The sequence below is a fragment of the Chitinophaga polysaccharea genome (assembly GCF_902150045.1).
Classification (GTDB): Bacteria; Bacteroidota; Bacteroidia; order Chitinophagales; family Chitinophagaceae; genus Chitinophaga; species Chitinophaga polysaccharea_A.
The window spans coordinates 1,066,728-1,085,901 of sequence record NZ_CABFVU010000003.1 but is presented as its reverse complement, the minus strand read 5'-3'; the positions used below and the strand labels follow the sequence as shown (position 1 = coordinate 1,085,901).

General features: G+C 40.5%; 22 protein-coding genes. 7 read left to right on the top strand and 15 right to left on the bottom strand.

All coding sequences use genetic code 11. The features are described 5' to 3' along the window. Positions 1 to 268: 268 nt before the first annotated feature. From FN124_RS24845 to FN124_RS24810, 8 genes are all read right to left on the bottom strand, one after another. Complete coding sequence (locus FN124_RS24845) at positions 269 to 823, bottom strand: hypothetical protein (protein WP_142687464.1); 555 nt, start codon at positions 821 to 823, stop codon at positions 269 to 271. A gap of 13 nt (positions 824 to 836) precedes the next feature. Further along, entirely contained in the window at positions 837 to 1,289 is a 453-nt protein-coding gene (locus FN124_RS24840) for a hypothetical protein (RefSeq protein WP_142687463.1), read from the bottom strand. Between the two features lie 78 nt (positions 1,290 to 1,367). Continuing rightward, entirely contained in the window at positions 1,368 to 1,604 is a 237-nt protein-coding gene (locus FN124_RS24835) for a hypothetical protein (RefSeq protein WP_142687462.1), read from the bottom strand. Between the two features lie 7 nt (positions 1,605 to 1,611). Continuing rightward, complete coding sequence (locus tag FN124_RS24830) at positions 1,612 to 2,649, bottom strand: hypothetical protein (RefSeq protein ID WP_142687461.1); 1,038 nt, start codon at positions 2,647 to 2,649, stop codon at positions 1,612 to 1,614. Between the two features lie 456 nt (positions 2,650 to 3,105). After that, positions 3,106 to 3,828 carry a DoxX family protein gene (locus FN124_RS24825; protein WP_142687460.1) on the bottom strand — a complete coding sequence of 241 codons (723 nt, stop codon included), beginning with the start codon at positions 3,826 to 3,828 and terminating at the stop codon, positions 3,106 to 3,108. A gap of 73 nt (positions 3,829 to 3,901) precedes the next feature. Continuing rightward, complete coding sequence (locus FN124_RS24820) at positions 3,902 to 4,219, bottom strand: hypothetical protein (RefSeq protein WP_142687459.1); 318 nt, start codon at positions 4,217 to 4,219, stop codon at positions 3,902 to 3,904. Between the two features lie 163 nt (positions 4,220 to 4,382). Further along, complete coding sequence (locus FN124_RS24815; protein ID WP_142687458.1) at positions 4,383 to 4,622, bottom strand: hypothetical protein; 240 nt, start codon at positions 4,620 to 4,622, stop codon at positions 4,383 to 4,385. A gap of 171 nt (positions 4,623 to 4,793) precedes the next feature. Further along, complete coding sequence (locus tag FN124_RS24810; RefSeq protein WP_142687457.1) at positions 4,794 to 5,030, bottom strand: hypothetical protein; 237 nt, start codon at positions 5,028 to 5,030, stop codon at positions 4,794 to 4,796. Between the two features lie 235 nt (positions 5,031 to 5,265). Between FN124_RS24810 and FN124_RS24805 the strand changes: the two genes are divergently transcribed. Next, entirely contained in the window at positions 5,266 to 5,475 is a 210-nt protein-coding gene (locus tag FN124_RS24805) for a hypothetical protein (protein WP_142687456.1), read from the top strand. A 68-nt stretch (positions 5,476 to 5,543) separates the two neighbouring features. Here FN124_RS24805 and FN124_RS24800 read toward each other — a convergent pair whose 3' ends face one another. Both FN124_RS24800 and FN124_RS24795 read right to left on the bottom strand, forming a co-directional pair. Beyond that, entirely contained in the window at positions 5,544 to 5,993 is a 450-nt protein-coding gene (locus tag FN124_RS24800; protein ID WP_142687455.1) for a VOC family protein, read from the bottom strand. Between the two features lie 266 nt (positions 5,994 to 6,259). Then, positions 6,260 to 8,518, bottom strand: coding sequence for an ATP-binding cassette domain-containing protein (locus tag FN124_RS24795; protein ID WP_142687454.1), 2,259 nt, complete (start codon positions 8,516 to 8,518; stop codon positions 6,260 to 6,262). 48 nt (positions 8,519 to 8,566) lie between these two features. Between FN124_RS24795 and FN124_RS24790 the strand changes: the two genes are divergently transcribed. Then, positions 8,567 to 8,998 (top strand): MarR family winged helix-turn-helix transcriptional regulator, encoded by a 432-nt coding sequence (locus FN124_RS24790; protein ID WP_142687453.1) that lies wholly within the window; start codon positions 8,567 to 8,569, stop codon positions 8,996 to 8,998. On the opposite strand, the gene FN124_RS24785 is transcribed toward FN124_RS24790, so the two are convergent. Continuing rightward, positions 8,989 to 9,957 carry an NADP-dependent oxidoreductase gene (locus tag FN124_RS24785; protein WP_142687452.1) on the bottom strand — a complete coding sequence of 323 codons (969 nt, stop codon included), beginning with the start codon at positions 9,955 to 9,957 and terminating at the stop codon, positions 8,989 to 8,991. The genes FN124_RS24790 and FN124_RS24785 overlap by 10 nt on opposite strands. 276 nt (positions 9,958 to 10,233) lie before the next feature. On the opposite strand from FN124_RS24785, the gene FN124_RS24780 reads away from it, so the two are divergent. Continuing rightward, positions 10,234 to 10,563, top strand: coding sequence for a YbjQ family protein (locus FN124_RS24780; protein ID WP_142687451.1), 330 nt, complete (start codon positions 10,234 to 10,236; stop codon positions 10,561 to 10,563). Positions 10,564 to 10,708: 145 nt separating this feature from the next. On the opposite strand, the gene FN124_RS24775 is transcribed toward FN124_RS24780, so the two are convergent. Then, the gene (locus FN124_RS24775; RefSeq protein ID WP_142687450.1) at positions 10,709 to 12,778 is read right to left on the bottom strand and encodes a putative phage tail protein; all 2,070 of its coding nucleotides are present in this window, start codon (positions 12,776 to 12,778) and stop codon (positions 10,709 to 10,711) included. A gap of 430 nt (positions 12,779 to 13,208) precedes the next feature. Between FN124_RS24775 and FN124_RS24765 the strand changes: the two genes are divergently transcribed. The 3 genes from FN124_RS24765 (at position 13,209) to FN124_RS24755 (ending at position 16,167) form a co-directional block, all read left to right on the top strand. Next, on the top strand, positions 13,209 to 14,462 hold the full coding sequence (locus tag FN124_RS24765; protein ID WP_260607571.1) for a putative oxidoreductase C-terminal domain-containing protein: 1,254 nt from the start codon (positions 13,209 to 13,211) through the stop codon (positions 14,460 to 14,462). Between the two features lie 495 nt (positions 14,463 to 14,957). Then, a complete protein-coding gene (locus FN124_RS24760; protein WP_142687449.1) occupies positions 14,958 to 15,770 on the top strand; it encodes a hypothetical protein in 813 nt (270 codons plus the stop codon). Positions 15,771 to 15,927: 157 nt separating this feature from the next. Then, positions 15,928 to 16,167: a hypothetical protein gene (locus tag FN124_RS24755; protein WP_142687448.1), complete on the top strand. Its 240-nt coding sequence runs from the start codon at positions 15,928 to 15,930 to the stop codon at positions 16,165 to 16,167. Positions 16,168 to 16,350: 183 nt separating this feature from the next. Here the strand turns inward: FN124_RS24755 and FN124_RS24750 are convergent, their stop codons facing one another. From FN124_RS24750 to FN124_RS24740, 3 genes are all read right to left on the bottom strand, one after another. Next, positions 16,351 to 17,109 (bottom strand): SDR family NAD(P)-dependent oxidoreductase, encoded by a 759-nt coding sequence (locus FN124_RS24750; protein WP_142687447.1) that lies wholly within the window; start codon positions 17,107 to 17,109, stop codon positions 16,351 to 16,353. Between the two features lie 114 nt (positions 17,110 to 17,223). Further along, on the bottom strand, positions 17,224 to 17,847 hold the full coding sequence (locus FN124_RS24745) for an NADPH-dependent F420 reductase (protein ID WP_142687446.1): 624 nt from the start codon (positions 17,845 to 17,847) through the stop codon (positions 17,224 to 17,226). 56 nt (positions 17,848 to 17,903) lie between these two features. Further along, positions 17,904 to 18,674: an SDR family NAD(P)-dependent oxidoreductase gene (locus tag FN124_RS24740; RefSeq protein ID WP_142687445.1), complete on the bottom strand. Its 771-nt coding sequence runs from the start codon at positions 18,672 to 18,674 to the stop codon at positions 17,904 to 17,906. 109 nt (positions 18,675 to 18,783) lie between these two features. Here FN124_RS24740 and FN124_RS24735 point away from each other — a divergent pair, with 109 nt between their 5' ends. Continuing rightward, positions 18,784 to 19,152 carry a winged helix-turn-helix transcriptional regulator gene (locus FN124_RS24735; RefSeq protein ID WP_142687444.1) on the top strand — a complete coding sequence of 123 codons (369 nt, stop codon included), beginning with the start codon at positions 18,784 to 18,786 and terminating at the stop codon, positions 19,150 to 19,152. The last annotated feature ends 22 nt before the right edge of the window (positions 19,153 to 19,174 follow it).

The following is a 19,174-nucleotide window of genomic DNA, read 5'->3' as shown; positions in this document are numbered from 1 at the left end:
CAATGCAAAAGTAAAGGCCTTTAGAAATGCACTACGAGGGGTGCGGGATGTAGAATTCTTTCTCTATAGATTAACTAAACTCTATGCTTAAAATTTATGGACATCCCCCAACTTTTCAACTTGATCCCTTTTTGTTATCTTAGTTTTATTGGGTTGACTTGTCTATCTGTAAAGAAAAACTCCGCATCCCGGACTCCTCTTTGTGCATTTCTAAAGGACTCTATTTTTGAGTATGACCGATTGATATATAGTCTAATCAATCTCGTAGTTACATAAAAATATAATATATTCCTATTCTAATGTTAGGAGAACTGGCCCATTCCTTTTCAATAGTTGAATACTTGAATGCCCAACCCAATTGGGTGGAAAATGTGAATTTATTACCTAAACTCCTTTGTATACCCCAAGAAGGAATCCAGAAAATGACCGGAGATTCATAATATTTGTTACTAGTTAAAGGGGAAGTTTTAATACCAGTAGCAATAGCCCAAAAGCTTCCTGAATTGTTATTGATCCGTTTCCCTTTTCTTGACCTTTTAAAAGTGTTATAATACTGTCTGCCCTCAACTGATAAAATAGGCGTAAGGGCATAATATGTGCCTGATGTACTATTTAGGTTACTACGACCAAATCCATAACTTAATTCTGCGTTTAGATTCAATGTGGTTTGTGGAAAGATTTTTTTTTCATAATTGAGACCAGCACCAAGAACCACAATGCCAGCCTTGATTTGATCTTTTTTGATAGTAGTTTCCTGTTTGTCCTGTGCTTTTAAATTGAATGAAAGTAATATAGCAATTGATGCCAGCCGCAATGTTCTCATTTAATCAGTTTTTTTATTTAACCAACGTACGTGTGGAGAAAGACGAGTCTCTAACAGTAAATATAAATTTACCATTAACATGGAATCTCAGATCCGTTGTGCCTATTTGTTGGGTATAAACAGGATCGTGTGTGAAATCAATTATCATAGAATCCAGAAGAGAATAGGAGACTTCCATTTTCTTGAACCCTAGCTGCCTCATTCCACCTACAGCAATTTTACTTTTCTCATTATAATATTCTAATTGTTGCATACTCGCAGGGAAGGCCCCTATGGCAAATCTATATGCCTTTACAGATTCTATAAATTCGAGACTGGGTTGTATGTTTTTCTTTGCTTTTTTATGACCAAATGGCATGGTTATCTGAGCGTTTTCATTACGTCGTTTCTCGCCTAGACTATCGACAGTATAAAAGCCACAAGAATACAAAGAAAATACACACACAATAATTACGTATTTGTTCATTGGTATTTGTAAATTTGGCTTCTTATTCCATTCATCAATAAATTATTGGCGAATGGAATAAGAAGTCAGTTTTAATATTTATTTCTTCTCAACACGTGCTCCTTTCCAATTACCATAATATTTCGCAGCACCATACACACTTCCTGCTTTTATTTCATATTCGAATGTATTGGGCCCTCCTGAGAAGTCAGCCAGATTAACTGCATTACCTTGTGGATTCCATTTAATTGTAAAACCAACATTCCAATCAAACGTCTTTGTTATGGCATTTATATTTGATGCCTGTTCCTCATATCTCCCTAAGGCTATTACCACCTCATCATTATATACAACTTTGAAAGCTTTGATATATTTTTTTCAGTTGATAATTGTCCAGGAGCGAGGTTTCTATAAACGAATCCCAAATAGTTTTTAAAGTATTTCTCAGTTGACCTTCAATAACACCATTTAAAGCATCTTTTACATCACTAGTAATATTGTTGCCTCCAATGGTAATTGATTCGATAGGAAAATTAATACTACCTATTTGGAGTTTCCCGAAATCAATCTTTGGAATATTAGGTTGAGGCATATTGGGCATCTTAAATTTTAAAATAAGTCCATCCCATCCTAACCGCATTTCCTCTGTTGCTAATTCCCTCCAAATGCCTGTCCAGCCTTTGGTTTGCATTTTTACATTAATTCCGGCAGCTGCATATACACCAAAATTTACATTGTAAAAATTGACTTTAACACGATGTTTATCATCAAAATAATCAAAATGTGGTTTAGTTCTTCCAAAAGCATCTTGGATAAGGCTACCAGCCCATGTTTTGGCATCAAAATCATAACTGGGAAAAGCATCATAAGTAGATTGCGGTAAAGGCCCTACTAGATTTTGTTCACCGTTTCCTTCTCCAGCAATTCTACTTGGACGAACATATTTATTGTCATCTTCTTCAGGGGCAGCATCTGAGGGATTGGTGATAATCCGAGAAGGGCGGTTGTAATCAGATGACGACATGTATACTACTCCAGTATCTATTTGTACGACACGAGAAGGGTGCTCAGGTTGGAAATTTTCTGTTTGAGGTCCCATTTTCCTGATAACGGATTGGGGATCCTTGTCTAAGTCTTTAATTATAGCGTATACACGTGATAGTTTGTTAGGCATGCAAAGAAAAGTACCGTATTTCGTTATTTTAACGACAGTATTTTCAACCTGCACTTCCAATTTATCATTTAATATGCTAGCGAAATATGGATCAGGAACTAAGTTTTCATTCCATTCTGTTAGAGTTGGTTCCTTTTCTAGTTGTTCAGTTTGAACCTTATTTTCACTGCGCTTTGCACTTTGATACGACCTGAAATTTTCAGGCATGTGATATTTATTTAAAACGTTTATAGGATCTTCTAAATTATCAGCAATTAAGTCGTTTATACATTGCTGCATTTTTTCTTTGGAATCAAATACTAAATACTCTGCGGATGATTTCGGGCTTATGGAGTTGGAAATTTTATCCTGTTCGATCTCTTTTTTGCAAGAAGGGAAAAAGATAACAAAAAAAAGGACATAAAAATACTACCCAGTAAGTAACTGGAGGGTTTAATACTCATGACAATTTGATTTGAATTTGGTTAACTAATTTGGAAAGGATATTAAATAAGCCTCAATACGCTGCAGTAATTTTTGTTTTGCAATACTAGGGAAACTCACAGAAAAAGTATCTTGAAAAATGGTTAATTAAATGTTAAAGTGCTAATTCTATTATAGAATGAGGTAGAATAATCTGAAATACTTATGGAAGGACCACTATCTTACTCCCAAAAGAATTAACTATTTCGTATTAGATACCCGAATATTTTTTTTCTTATTAAACGCTGCCAGGCAGCTATCAAGGGGCCTTCCATCTTTATAAATACAATCACAAAATTCTTCGCATGCCACAGGGTTTTTGCTTCCAAAGCATTGGTTTCTGCATTCGGCTTCGGAGTTACAAGGTCCAATCTCCCATAAATAGAAAGTACCAATTATTATAAAGGACAAAATGGCGATGGAACCACCAAAAAATATAATTCGAAGGCGTATTCCTAAAGGCTTTTTTATTACAGGCGGATCGGTTCTAGCTTGCTTGAAAGGTAAAAGATATTTTAAGCGGTCATAATTCCAGAGTAATAAAAATAGACATGCTAACAACAGCATTGTATTGGCCCGGGTGCCTGCAAAGCGGGTGGCATACGTCAGCACGCATATGTTTACTATCACGGGGAAATACATAAGCACCCCCATAAAAGAAGTTCTTGGAATAAGAATTAAAATAGCAATTATGATTTGAGCAATTCCAATAAACGTATAATAATACCCCGTTAAATATAATGCGTCAAAGTAATGTCCTAAGGGGTTATTCGACGGTAATCCTTCAGCGAATCGCTCACCCATGACTTTAACCAAACCGGTCGGGAAAAAACTCGCAGCCAGTACAATGCGACAAAAAAGAGCAAATCCCTGAAACCATTTATCAGACTTTGCTTCATGGTATATTTCTTCAATTCTGCTCATAATCACTAGTCAATGATGGTTACCTGAAACATTAGAATCCACATTGGGCTGTTAATACAGGTTGCATTAAAACTCATGCTTTCTTGCGATTGAATAACAGGCTCAATAGAAAATGAAGAACTAAAGCTATGACGGTCCAGTACACAGCACAGGCAAGAGCCCGGATGGGAGGTGCGCCGTCAGGATCGTTGAATATTTGTGCCAGGGGGCCTACCAAAACAATTTTAACAGGATACAAAATGGAGGCTAATGTGCGCTTCCAGGCTATTGGCGAGTTAGTTCCCGCGAACCAGTCGCCGTTTACGGGCACCAAAATCAAATTAGAGACAATCATTAAGGCAAATGCCGAAATGAGAAAAATGAGGACGAATCTTTTCCGTGAAATTTTCATACTACTATATGTTTATAATAGACAGAAAGTACTTTGAAGTACAAAGTAAGTGCTTTTACTTTGTATTTCAAAGTATTTGAAGAAAAAAACTGGCTATTTACTCCTGCTTAATAAAAATGAGAAATATGTGGAAACTGGTAGATAAAGTTATGCTTGGGCCATCCTAGCGGGAATGTCCTAACTCTGAGAATTTGCAGAATATGTAAATACAATAATTGGCAAATGATCTGCCACCCAGTACCTCTATGGCATGAGCACAAAAATCATCGTCGAAGAAACTTTCATGCACGTTTTCCACGAAAGTTTCGGACGTGAAATAGAAGGCATGATAATGTTCATTTATTTCTTCCTCAATCTTCTCAATTTCGACAATGGTGCTGGTTTCCTCTTTTATCGTTTCCATGTACAAGCGCATACCGTTGTCCCGTATCAGCATATGTATATCTCTGAGTAGGGTCTCTACTGGAACAAAGATGTTTATCAGGTTGGGCATATATTTTTATTAGGTCCGTTTGTTGTTGTTGCTGCGGTTTATCATTATTGCTGATGAAACCCGCCGGCTATTCCGTATTATTTAGAGCGAGCATTCCTGTTTCCCGGCAGGCGTTATATCAAAGTTGAAATAGTTTGTAAGAAAGTGCATTTTCAACAATTTCTTCCGGGGACAAATCTTCGCACTCCAATTGCTGGCACCAGGATCCGAAAGGCTATCTGAAGATATCCGGTAGCTTGTCATTTTCTTCTTCTTCAGTTGCAACTGCTGCAGCTCTGATCTTTCCACAAGATTAATCACTTTACTTAGCTTTGTCATGTCAGGCAATATACTAATTGTTTGCAGGTGAATCAAGCTGTCATCTGATAACCTTAAAGCAGCGGAAAGATCTCGATAAGATATTTGTTGTGATTAAAAGCCAGGTGAACATACTCATTGGCTTAAAATGTGCAAAATCTCTTTTTGTATGAATAGGAGAGAGTGAGCGGAATCAGGAAAAGATACTGAATACACCTATGATGAAGGAGAACAGGGACAACCGGCCTTTCAATTTGTGTTGATCAAACCTAACGAGGTAGCCTTTTCCATTGTTGATTCGGCCATCTCAGGTGGTGGTGGCAGCAAAAAATGGCGCAACAAGATCTTTCCACTTTCTGATCTGAAGAAAGGTTATCAGAAAGTGGCTGAACAGTTTTTGAAAGAAGTAGCTGCTAAAGCGCCGGCACAGTTGCCATACTGGAAGAAGATTATTAGAAGTGTATAATACTTTGACAAAAAGACATCCATTTTCAGCAGCAACACCAGAAAAAAAAACTACAGTCGGTTATTCACTTAATTATTGATTTGTTCTGCCAGCCCGATAATAATTCCTTCGGTTCCCCGGATATAACAGAGGCGATACAGGTTTTCATACTGAACAATTTCGCCGACAAGCTGGGCTCCATGCTTGCTCAGCCGGGGTAGCAGTTCATCAAGATTATCAACAGCGAACATGACACGAAGATAGCCGAGCGCGTTCACAGGAGCATTACGATGGTCAGAGATAGTAGCGGGAGCTAAAAACTTCGAAATCTCGAGCCGGCTGTGACCGTCCGGAGTAACCATCATAGCAATTTCTACGCTTTGATCACCCAACCCCGTGATACGGCCAGCCCATTCACCCTCCACTTTTGCTCTCCCTTCGAGTGTCAGACCTAACTCCGTGAAAAAAGCGATGGCATTATCGAGAGATTCCACAACGATGCCAACATTGTCCATTCTGAGTACTTTACTTTTTGTCATAGTTCTATGTTTTTATGTAGTATATCCAATTTAGCTAAATATTTCAGAATTCCGTGCTTTAAGGCAAGGCAGACTTTAAATGGAAATTAGGAAAGAATTATGAAGATACCAGAAAGGCCACCATTTACCTCTAAAGAGTATAATTTCCGGGATATTAAATAGATACAGTGTCTAAGCAGTTGCTTTCCCATTGGCATGATATGTTTTTTATACTTCCATCATTTTAATACAAAACATAATGGATGCTCCCTTAAACTTCACTGCATTTATTCCCCTTTGTGCAAATGTTGCCGTACATATTCTGCCGTTACAGAAACCTTATCTTTCAATAAGTCAGTAACTGTTCCTGTAAACAAAACATTTCCGCCATATTTACCTGCACCAAGTCCAATATCAATAATCCAGTCCCCTTGCGCAATTACATCAAGATTATGTTCTATGACGATCAAAGTATTGTTATTTTCAACCAGGTCGTTCATAAAACCTAAGAGCTTTTCAGTATCGCTTGGATGTAACCCTGTGCTCGGCTCATCCAGGACAATTATTTTATTGGAATGCTCCAGTTCTTTTGTTAATTTCAGTCGTTGTCTTTCTCCTCCTGAAAAACTGTCCAGCCTTTGTCCTAAAGTAAGATAACCCAACCCCAGTTTGAGCAACATGCCGAGAGGCCTGTTATACAGATTGTCAGGAAAGAAATCAATAGCTTCTTCCACGGTCATATTCATGACCTCAACAATGTTTTTATTGTTATAGTAATATTTTAAGACCTGTGGCTTAAATCCGGAACCTCCGCAAACTTCGCAGGGCTGCTCTATATCATCCATAAATGCCAGATCAATTTTTTCCACACCTATACCTTTACAATTTTCGCAGGCGCCTTCACTATTTCTGCTGAAAAGTTTATCGGAGACGTTATTTGCCATAGAGAACCGTTTTCTTATATCATCTGATAATTTCAGATAAGTAATGAGATTGGAGCGAATGCTCATAGCAGACAACGACTGGTCAATAATAGTTATTTCCCGGTGGAACTTAGGCAACACTTTATTGATCAATGTGCTCTTGCCTGATCCGGCAACACCTGTAACTATGGTCATTACGTTTTTGGGGATTTTTACAGAAACGTTTTTAAGATTATGGAGATTAGCATTCTTAATTTCTAAATGCCCATTTGCGCTTCTTGGTTTTTTATTCAGTTTGGATGTTTTTGCAAAATATAAACCGGTTTTCCCTTTTGAATTTTTTAATTCGTCAAATGTGCCTTCGTAAATAATTTCTCCGCCGTTTCTTCCCGATTGCGGCCCCATATCAATAACCCAATCAGCAATTTTAATTAGGTCAGGATCGTGCTCAACAATTAAGACAGTATTACCCTTGTCGCGTATTTGTTTAATGATAGAAGAAATATTTTGCAGATCTTTCGGATGAAGTCCTATGCTCGGTTCATCAAAAATATATAGCAGGTCGGTGAGGTTGTTCCCCAGATTTCTTACCATTTTTATCCTCTGACTTTCTCCGCCCGATAACGTATCTGTTCTTCTGTCCAATGTCAGATACTGTAAACCTATGTTTACGATGTTTTGAAGTTTCTTTTTCAGCTCAGTTAGAATTACATCAAAAGTTTTGGATTCCAGGGAGTCAACAAATTCCAGGAGCTCATCTATAGAAAGTGCGGTACAGTCGGCAATGTTTTTATCATTTATTTTACAGGACAAGATTTTATCATTCAGTCTTTTACCGTTACATACCGGGCAGGGTTTTGTGATGATGATATTTTTCAAAGCCTCTTTCCGGGTGATGTTCTCTTTTGATTCCTTCTTTAGAAATGCTTTTTCAATCCGCGGAATTATACCTTCATATTTTACCGTTTTGCCCCATTCCTTATCAGGGTGCTTTGGTTTGTGTTCCGGGGCGTTCAAAAGTATATCCCATTCTTCCGGGGTATAATCTTTCAGCTTTTTATCGTTATTAAAATACCCGGACAGTGTATATCTCAATAAACGGTAACCGCCGGGCTGAAAGGTCGGAAACATGATTGCCCCTTCATTCAGTGATTTCTGTTTATCTATAAGGTTGTCTATGTTCACCGTCTGTACAAATCCAAGCCCCTCACATTCCCTGCACATTCCCAAGGGGTTATTGAATGAAAACACATTGGAATATCCTACAAATGGTTTTCCCATTCGTGAAAAAAGCAATCTTAAAGAAGCATACACATCGGTAGCTGTACCAACGGTTGACCTTGCGCTTCCTCCTAATCTTTTCTGATTGATAATAATTGGAACATTCAGGTTATCAATTCTATCCACTTCGGGTACGCCGATATGCTGCAGGCGGTTCCTGATAAAACTTCCCTGTGTTTCATTGAACTGCCTCTGTGCTTCAGCTCCTATTGTTTCAAACACTAGAGATGATTTTCCTGAGCCCGAAACACCTGTAAATACAGTGATCCGGTTTTTAGGTATCTGTACTGAAATATTCTTCAGGTTATTTTGCCTTGCATTCTTTATGATAATATCAGTCATATTCGTTAACTTTGGTAATATTTAACAAAGTTAACTAATTATGCTATTATGAACAAAGGTGAGCGGAAATTCTACAATGTATTTACAGAATTGCAATGTTTTATTTTGGCGAATATGAGCAGGGGGGAAGTGAACGGGGTTACCGCCACTCACTACAATATAATCGAATACATTTATCGAAATGATAAATGTACCGGGAAGCAGGTGGCAAAGGCTTTTAATATTAGTCCGCCTGCAATTTCCCGGCAATTGAAGTTCCTGGTTGAAAATAATCTCATTGAGCAAAAGCAATCTTCATTAGACCGGAGAATTTTCAATTTAAGTGCAACCGATAAAGGAAAATTCATTATTGATAATTCAGAGAACTTCAGAGAACGTGTCGCAAAACAGGTTTCTAAGGCTCTGACCAGGGATGAATTGGACAATCTGACATCTCTTTTAGGTAAAGTTATAGGGGAGATAGTAGAAAGTCATACCTGATTTAAGCCTTTAAAGGTTGCATTCCCCGGACCAATGAGCTTGTAAGGGCGAGCCCGTATTATTGTCTTTCCATTGATCCGCCCGGTTGAGTTGAAAGTGGCGATGGCATCATCCAGCGTTGCTATGGCGCCAATGTTCGTCCGTAAACGTCCTTCACGGAATCTCTGTACAACTTCATTCAATTGGATGGGATCCGCTTCTACAACAAAGTCGATTGTGGATCCGTTATCGGGCCGCGCATCTGTAGGCCCTGCGATGGTTACCAGTGTTCCCCCGGAACGGATCAGTTTTACAGACTGCTGAGCAATATCTCCACTGAATATATCAAAAACCAGGTCTACCCCGCCTATATCCTGTAGTTTTTCGTTTTCAAGATCAAGGTATTCCTGTGCACCGAAATCGAGCGCCGCCTGCCGGCCGTTGGCACGTCCTGTACCGATAACATAAGCGCCGGCTGCCCGTGCAAGCTGAACTGCCATAGAGCTCACCACGCCGGCTGCACCGTGTATAAGGACGGTTTGCCCGGCCCGGAGGCGCCCGTGTACAAATAGTCCCTGCCATGCGGTCAGGCCCGACATAACAAGCGCAGCTCCTTCCGCAAAATCAACATCACCCGGTAAAGGTGCAAGGTTGCGTGCCTCTACGGCTACGTACTCTGCCAGTGTACCGTTACGGTGCCAATCTGTAAGGCCAAAAACCCGTTGCCCAACAGACAATCCGGTTGTGCCGTAGCCCAGGGCAGTAACCACACCAGCCACTTCATGGCCGGGAATTGATGGCGAGCGATCCCGACCGGCACGATCGGTCCATGTGGACGGCCATGTGAGCTCATCTTTGGTGAATCCTGATGCATACACCTGTACAATAACGTCGTTCAAAGATGCCTCTGGCTGAGTCAGTTCCGCCAGTTTCATTCCGGCAGTTCCGGTCGCCTGGTCAGTTACAATGATTGCTTTCATAATGCAGTTCCTTTTTGTTTAACAGCAATATTGCTGTATGTTAATGATGTTTTCCTTTATCGTGGATATAAAATTAAATGTTGGTTTGGTTACGTTGGTAGACCAGTTTTAAAATGTCCGGGGGGCCAGGTAGGGTTAACGGATTTCATTAACTCCATAATAACCGATTTCCGATACATTCATTGGAACCTGCTATTGTTTAGCTCCCCTTAATTATTCAAGTTTATACGATTTATGTAACTTTAAGTTTTAATAAAGTTTCATAAAAAGCATATCATGGATACAACCCTGATCACCACAAGTACCTCTTTGGAAGGTTATAAAATCATCAAACACCTTGGCCTTGTTCGTGGCATAACTGTTCGCTCACGCAGTCTGCTTGGAAATATGGCAGGCGGATTTATGAGTTTGTTTGGGGGCAAAAGCTCAATTTATACCGAGTTATGCGAGAAAACCCGTAAAGAAGCCTATGAGCTCATGATCCTCCATGCACAGGAAATTGGTGCTAATGCAGTCATCAATATGCGTTACGATGCCAATGAAGTAATGAACGGTATTACCGAGGTATTGGCCTATGGTACTGCTGTAGTTGTAGAAAAAGTTTAGACATTGTGTTATAACAAACTACCCCCAGTTGATAAGACAGTACAGCGTATATTCTCATCGCAGCTTAAACAGTTGTTGAATTAGCTCAATAAGATCATAAAAAGCGTGATATAATCTGAAAATTATATCACGCTTTTTATGATCATCAGATCAATGGAATTTCTTTCCAATTAACAATACCCGTGAGCCCATCAGCGGTCGCTGTATAAACCCATTTTTTGTCTGGTGTAACAGGAGTTGAGGTTGCCAGGTTGAATATCTCGAAACCACAAACTCCACCGCTTTTAATAAAGGAATTTGTTACCGGGGAAACCCAGGATTGATAAAGAGCAGCACAACCGGAAAATGTATTGTTATTTACATTGGCATAGGAAGTACTTACATTATTTACGAATGCGGAAAAATCAACCGCAATGGAGCAATCCATAAAGTGGTTCCGTGTGATTTCTGTAAAACTTGCTATATCGTTGAACCCAATTCCAATTTTATTGTTTCCTTTAAAGCTATTGGATCGGATATAAACGTGCACCGCTTTATCGATATAAATGATTTTGTCGGTGTTACCTTCAAGGTAATTATTTTCGATTAGTATGGGCAGGTAAGGTGGATTGATGGTGTAAACTGAGTTTTGAATGCTGATACATCTGCCGCTGGAAATGATTTTATTATCTTTTATAATGGGAGATCCATTGGATAAATCCGGTGAAATCAAGGTAATATCACCCCATAGCGTGTTATTGCTTACTGTAAAATTTTTTGAAGCCTGTATTAATAGGTTTTTTTCCAATAGGCAGCCGGAAATTTCAATATCTCTGCTCGCAAACAGGGATATAGATCTTTTGAGTCTGCCTTGTCCCTCCCGGATGGCAGATGATCCATAACAAACAGCGTTTGAAACAACTCCCTTGCCGCTGTAGTAAAGTGAATAGTCAACGAAGCACTGGTTGCTGCTATTGCTATTAAATATGTTTGACCAGCAGCCAAAATACATACCAAATCCTTCCGCCATATTTTTAGCAACATTATCAGAAAATACATTGCTATAACTCCTGGCATGGCAACAAATGCCAATTTCATCAGCAGGTAAATGACCACTTCCCTCGATAGTGTTATTGCTTACAATATTATTATTTGACATCATAACAAGAATGGCTGCATCTCCACCATGTGTATAGTAGCAGATATTATGAAGCAGTTTATTGCCGGTGCTGAATGAATCAATCATTATACAGCGGGTTGTTTCAGTTTTTATGGTGCAATTTTTTACAACATTCCAGGCACACTTATTAACAAGGTTTATTCCGCCGTTTATGATATTCAGATTACTGAACTGGCAATTTCTTGACTGTTCCAATAAAATGGAATAGGCTGTTTCGCTAACAAATTCAATTGTAAAATCGTTTAATGCTACATTTTCAATTCCTATAAGTTTCCTAAGTTTATTGCCGCTGTAATAATCAAACAGGGTAGGTTTGTTTAGTGAGATAGTAGTGGCGGTTTTAGAGGTAACAACAAATATTTCCATTTGAGCCAAAGGATTCTCATAATTATTCCACTCGGCTGAATATTGTGTGTTTGAAAGTATTTCCCATGCATTGTCAACTCCGTTATAAGTATAAATCACATCACCAATATTAATTTCTCCTGTGGTGTTTAATGCAATTGTTGAGCTTCCGGCAGGACTGTTACCGGCAAGAACAATATTGTTGTAGTCTTCGCTGTTAGGTGGAATGACCTCGGTTGCGTAGTTGTCATTAAATGAGAAATTTCTGACTCCTCCTTTTTCACTTCTGATCTTACCGGCAGCACTAATTCTAAGAACGCTGTTTATAGCATCACCATATATGTGAGTGTTACTTTTTAACCATATTGTACCGTTGCATACGTATGTTCCGGGAGAGAGGTATAAGGAATACCTATTGGCACTGCAAAAATCAATAGCGTTCTGAACAGTAGTTAAATTGTCTGTAATACCATCTCCTTTGGCGCCACACCATCTTATGTCTATAACATCATTAAAGGTCCGCTTCCATCTGCCTGTTGTGCTTAGCGCCTGGATTACTGTTATGCCGTTATGTGGCGCCTGTGAGGTTTGATCCCAATAAAATTCACCACCACCGCCGTCGCCGGGCATATAGTATCCTTGTAAGTTACAATATTCATTAGGGGATGTTCCGTTAGTGCCCTGGAGTGAGGCCATTGAATTTAATATCATTTTTTGTCTTTTAAGGTTAACAACTTATATCAAGACAATAATAACTAGCCTCTGCGCATTGAATATGCGCTTGCATTCATTCTGGAAAGTAGGATCTATGAGCAGACGGGACACCCGTATTTCTATTTTTATTATTGGCATGTTGTTTTTCATCTTCGGGTTTGTTACCAGGGTGAGTGCGATACTGATACCTTATTTTAAACACATCTTATGCGGGGTGCTTTTGCTATCTTCCTCCACCTACGGTCATCTCATCAGGAGATGGAGGATTGGGATTTCTTCACGGGTACTATTAAAACCCCGGGTGCAGTTATATGAAGTGCCGGAAGAAAAAAATAAGTAATTGAATTTAAATATCATGCAACAACGTATTATCTTTCTGGCGCTGGCAGTGCTGCTAATGGCCTGCGAAACATAGAAAACAACTACTGTGAAACTTATTGCACTTGATCCAGGACATTTTCATGCGTCCCTGGTACAGCAGGAAATGTATCCGGGAATTGACAGCCTCCTGAAAGTTTTTGCACCGGAAGGAGCGGAGGTAGAGCGGTACAGGAAAGCAGTACTGGCCTTTAATGAACGAAAAGATTCGCCGACACACTGGGTACAGGAAGTGTATACAGGGCCTGATTATCTGCAACAATTGCTGGCGCAGCCAGCGGAAAATATCGTGGTGATTGCCGGTAACAACCGTTTGAAATCAACCTATATCCGCAGGTGCGTACATGCGGGGATGCATGTGCTGAGTGATAAACCTATGGCCATTGACGCAGCAGGCTTTGACTCGCTCAAAGCAGCATTTAATGAAGCAGCGCAACATCATGTACAGCTATATGATATGATGACCGAGCGCTATGAGATCACCTCTATTCTGCAGCGGGAGCTTGTGCAAATGCCATCTGTATTTGGGAAACTGGAAAAAGGAACTCCTGCAGCGCCTGCTATTATCAAAGAAAGCGTACATCATTTTAAAAAGAAGGTGGCGGGCAATGTGCTTATAAGGCCCGCCTGGTATATGGATGTAACGCAGCAGGGAGAGGGGATCGTAGACGTGACCACCCATTTGGTGGACCTTATTCAATGGACTTGTTTCCCGGATCAGGTCATTCATTACGAAGTGGACATCCTGATCGATTCCGCCCGGAGATGGCCTACTGCCATGACCTTTTCGCAGTTTCACGAGATTACCAACGAGGATCGTTTCCCGGATTATTTACTAAAGGATGTAAATGAAGACAGTGTATTGCAGGTATATGCCAATGGGGCGTTTGATTACCGGATTAAAGAGGTGCACGCCCGGGTGGCTGTCAGCTGGAAGTACCAGGCCCCTGAAGGGAGAGGTGATACGCATTATTCGTTGATCAGGGGCACCGGGGCTGATATAGTGATTCGTGATGGAGCATTATACATTGAGCTTAAAACGGCCGGTACGGAAGCTTTACAGCAGGGTATCGGGGTACTTGCCGCCACCTGCCCGGGGATTTCCTTAAAAGCAAGCGGAAAGGCCTGGGAAGTGGTTATTCCAGCCACCTATAAAAAGGGACATGAGGCCTCATTTGCCAGTGTCATGCAAAAGTACCTGTTATACGTAAACTCCGGGAGTATGCCGGCATGGGAAGTGCCCAATATGTTAGCGAAGTATTACACCACGACGCAGGCATTACAGCTGGCAAAGAAGCATTAGACAGATAACCCGATATTATGAGGAGCCCCCGCATTCCAGTTTTTAATCCTTTTTCCGATAGTTTTAATTTTCATAAGCATAAAAAATATGCTTACCTACCCGCTTTGCGTTGACGCAAATAGAATGCGCATCGAAAGTATACATTACAGAATATTTGTTAACCTAAAAAAACACTATGGTCGTTCAACTAATTTTGGATTTAATGACAGTTTCCGGCGCTCAGCAGGGAGTACATTTGTACTGTGCTAGGCTATAATGATATTGGTGACGGCGGCGGCTGACAATTTTACTGGGATAACAGTAGTTCAGCCAGTCTTGATGGAGGTCTGGTGTTTAAAGGTTCTTTGCCAACCGGTAGATGGATCAGGCTGTATTCAGAGCCAATCAGTGTAAGATGGTTTGGGGCAACAGGGAAAAGCAGTGTATTGGATACTGCTGGATTTAAAAAGTCTATAGCACGCTCAAGAACTGTTTTCGTTCCATCCTGGTAATTATTTGATTAGTGAAACGATTGAAGTTAATGTACCGGGTTTTTCTTTTGTTGGAAATGGCTCTGATTCGACAATAATTTACTTTGTTCCCAACTCCGACAATAAGCCTTGCTTTTTGTTCAAGCCTCTGGATGATAGTACCGGAAAATTAGTTGCCAATAAATTTTGTGGTTTTTCTATTACGGCCACTTCCGACAGTATTAGCAAGAAATTAACTGCAGTTCAGGTTTTGGGCAATTCTGATAGCACAAGAAAAAGGGTAACCAAATTTTTAATGCACGACATCCATGTATTGCCCGGGTTTACAAATCAAAACGGAACTTGTATAGGAATTGATATCAATGGCTGCGAGGCGTCTACATTCAGAGAAATACAAAGCTGGGCTGATTTTCCGTTGGTTTTAGGATCTGATATTGCCGGTACAACAACAAATGGCGGAGGCGACATAGACGTTACGACTTTTCGTGATTTATATCTGGTCTCTAATGGTGCTCAAAGAAGACCTTGTGTTTACATACGGCCTGGTACCTCCCTTTCAAATGTTGTGTTTGATGGCACACATGAGTATGCCGGCGGATCACATGGCATCTTATGGGATAGATCACTGAATTCAAGTGCCACGATATCTGCATCTAATGTTTCATTTGAAAATATAAGAGTAGAACAAAGTATTAATGCCAATAATTATGCGCTATACTTACACGGTGGTAATACTATGATAGACAGAGTAACGATAAAGAACTGTGATACCACAACAGCAGGCGACGGCTATTATCGCGAATATGGTAGTTCGATCTGCAGAGGTTATATACTATAAGGGTACTAATTTCCCTGTAACTGCTGAGTACATTTTTCCTCTTATGGATGTACAGGAAAATATACCAATTTATTTGGGGTAAAAGAAAAATGCCAAATCAATACTTCTTGGAACAGGGAGCTCCTATCGTTTGAATTCAATATCTGTAAGTAGAGCATTGAGCTTTATTCAGGTTATTGCTTCCAATGCCTCCAATACAATTAATGAATGGGGGACGGCGGCTATTTTTGGAATAGGCAAAGTGACAAAAATGAGCGGATCAGCTAATTTTTTTGTGGGAACTACAGCTTCTCCTAATGGTGTAGGTATACTTTATGATAGTACAGGTTTTAGTATTTCAAACAGTACCGGGCAAAATATAACTGTTTTATTTTATGAGGATTATGCCTTGATATAGATCTGTTGCTTGCGTGTCACCTTCAATTTTCCTTTTGATAAAGTTATTTGAAGCAACAAAGAATCCCTGCTTCCGGAAGAAACAGGGATTTGAAAGAAAACTTATACTCTTGAAACAGTTATCTTAGTGCGCAATTGGTGAAACTACGTCAACCAGTAATTCTGTTCCATTATCTTTGTGAATTTAGAAGCCATACATGCCACCTGAAACGGAGATTTGTTCTCCGGTAATCCAGGCTGCGTCGTCGGAAGCAAGAAATACAGTGGCTTTTGCAATATCTTCGGGCCGGCCTCTCCGACCGAGCGGTGTATTGGCAATGAACATTTTTTCATATTCACTGCCGGTGGTAACACCCGCACTACGTGCGCCTTCTGTTTCCGTAGCGCCCGGCAAAATGGAATTGATACGAATGTTTTTTGCACCTAATTCTTTCGATAAAGAGATCGTTATAGCATCTAACGCCGCTTTGGTTGAAGAATATAACGAGGCTGAGGGAAGAGGCATTTTGCTTGCCCCCGAACTGATATTGATGATATTGCCACCTTTATCGCTAAACAGTTTCAGAGATGATTGGATAGCAAGTATAGCCCCCAGAACATTGACGTTGAAATGCTGATGAAAAGCTGCTGCTGTTACTTGTTCAATAGGTGTGTATCCTTGAAATGCTGCGTTGTTTACCAAAATATCCAACGTGCCGAAAGCGTTCTTTGTTTCTTCAAACAGCCTGATCACATCAGCTTCTTTTGATACATCGCCCTGCACTGAAATTGCTGTGCCTCCGTTATCGGTTATGGATTTTACTACTTTTTCTGCTTCGTCTTTACTTGAAGCATAATTTACAACAACCTTTGCACCCTCCTGGGCAAATGCTTTCGCAATTCCTGCACCAATTCCTTTTGATGCACCTGTAACTATTGCTACTTTATTTTTTAATTTATCCATTATTTCTTTTTTAATGATTGAACGACAAAGCGGGATTAATAAAGTTACTCCTGGTAGCTTTGTGCAGAGAAGAATATAAAAACATCATAAGGTGCTCAAGCGGAAAGAGATTCATTAGTTGAACCTGATCAGGTCCTTAAAGATCAACTGACCCCAGCTATTTCCGCGGGCCTGCACAAGCAGTCCACCTTCCGAAAGCCCGCCCAGTTTGATTGGTGAAAAACCGAGATTTTCCGCAAGCGCACTAATTTCCGTTGCTGCGCCGTCATCGTCGCTGGCCAGGAACACGACTCTCTTACCCCCGTGCCCGGGTGGATCCTGATCAAGGACGGCAGCGGCCAAATGGTTGAAACCTTTAACCAGTTTGCCGCCGGTGAAGGCCTGTGCAACGACCCTGGAGGAAGACTGTCCTCCTAACTCTTCAGGGGGCACGCCGTATGCATTGGTCACATCAATGATGGTTTTCCCTTGCCAGCTGGGTAGTGCCTTTGCTACATCCGGATGCGACCCAAAACGGACAGCCAAAAAGATGATGTCCGCCCTGACCGCTTCCGCCAGTTTTTTGGGAATGATGGTAGGGCCTATCGCAGCTGCGGCGGATGCAAAGCTCTCCGGCTCGCGGGTGGTTGCAACGGATACTTCGAGGCCTTTGCGGGCAAATGCCCTGGCCAGGGCCTGGCCGATATTACCAAAACCGATAATTGCGTAGCTCGCTATTTTGTTTTCTGATTTGCTCATTTTGGAAATTATTTAATGGCACGGGTACAAACCCACGCCGGGTTCGGATCAGGTATTTATTTAGCCGGCGCCAGATAGGTCAGGCCACCATCAACAAGGAGCTCAGCACCAAGCATAAAAGATGATTCATCAGAAGCCAGGAAAACCGCTGTTTTGCCAATATCAGACGGTTGCCCGATTCTGCCTACCGGCATTACATCTGCCCAGTATTTTTTTACCGCTTCCAGTTGTTCGGCAGGAACAAACTTGCTAAATACCGGTGTATCTGTTGTACCCGGTGATATTACATTTGCTCTGATCTTTCTGTCTAAAAGGTCGTTTGAAAATCCTTTTGCGAAGTGAATAACAGCTGCTTTGGCAGCACCATAAAGTGAAAATGAAGCATATGCCCGATGCCCTGCATTTGACCCGATAAGGATAATAGAACCACCATCATTCATATAAGGCAGTGCTTTATGGACAGTGAAGTAAACACTTTTCACGTTTAAGTCCATTGTCTTGTCATAGTCAGCTTCGCCAATATCAGCCACAGAACCCAATGTTGCTCCTGTAGCTGCGCCACCTGCATTGGCTACGATCACGTCTATTTTACCAAATTTTTCAGATGTTTCCTTAAACACTCTTTCCAGGTCGGCAAGGTTGGTTACATCGGCATTTATGGCAATAAAATTACTACCAAGTTCAGCCACAGAATTATCTAAAGTTTCCTGGGTTCTGCCAACAATGGCTCCTACAGCGCCTTCATTTTTAAATTCCTGGGCAATGCCAAACCCGATGCCACTATTACCACCCGTAATAACTGCTACTTTATTCTTTAGTTTACTCATTTTTTGATCTGTTTTTAAATTTGTTTCGTAAAGGTACCATCAATAGTTTATCTTAGTAACCATTATGGTATATACTAGTTACTATTGGGTAACTACAAATTTTAAAAGTATGAGAGACGACAGATTTTGCAATTCGCATTGCCCGTTTACAAGGGCTATTGGCACCATTGGTAATAAATGGAAACCAATAATAATAGATGTTATTGGCGCCCGTACCATTCGTTTTGGTCAGCTGGACTCCATAATACCAATCATTTCGAGGAAAGTACTGACTGAGCAACTAAAAGAGCTGGAGGAAGATGGACTACTGGAAAGACTGGCCTATAAGGAAATACCGCCAAGAGTAGAGTATAAGCTGTCTGCAAAAGGCCTGGCCTTTTTACCAATTTTAGAAAGCATAAAAGAATGGAATTTAAAATATGAAGTGGCTCCAATGCCCAAAGAGAGTGATTCAAATAGGGTAAGTTATGCCAGATAGTGTAAAACCCGCATCATCCACC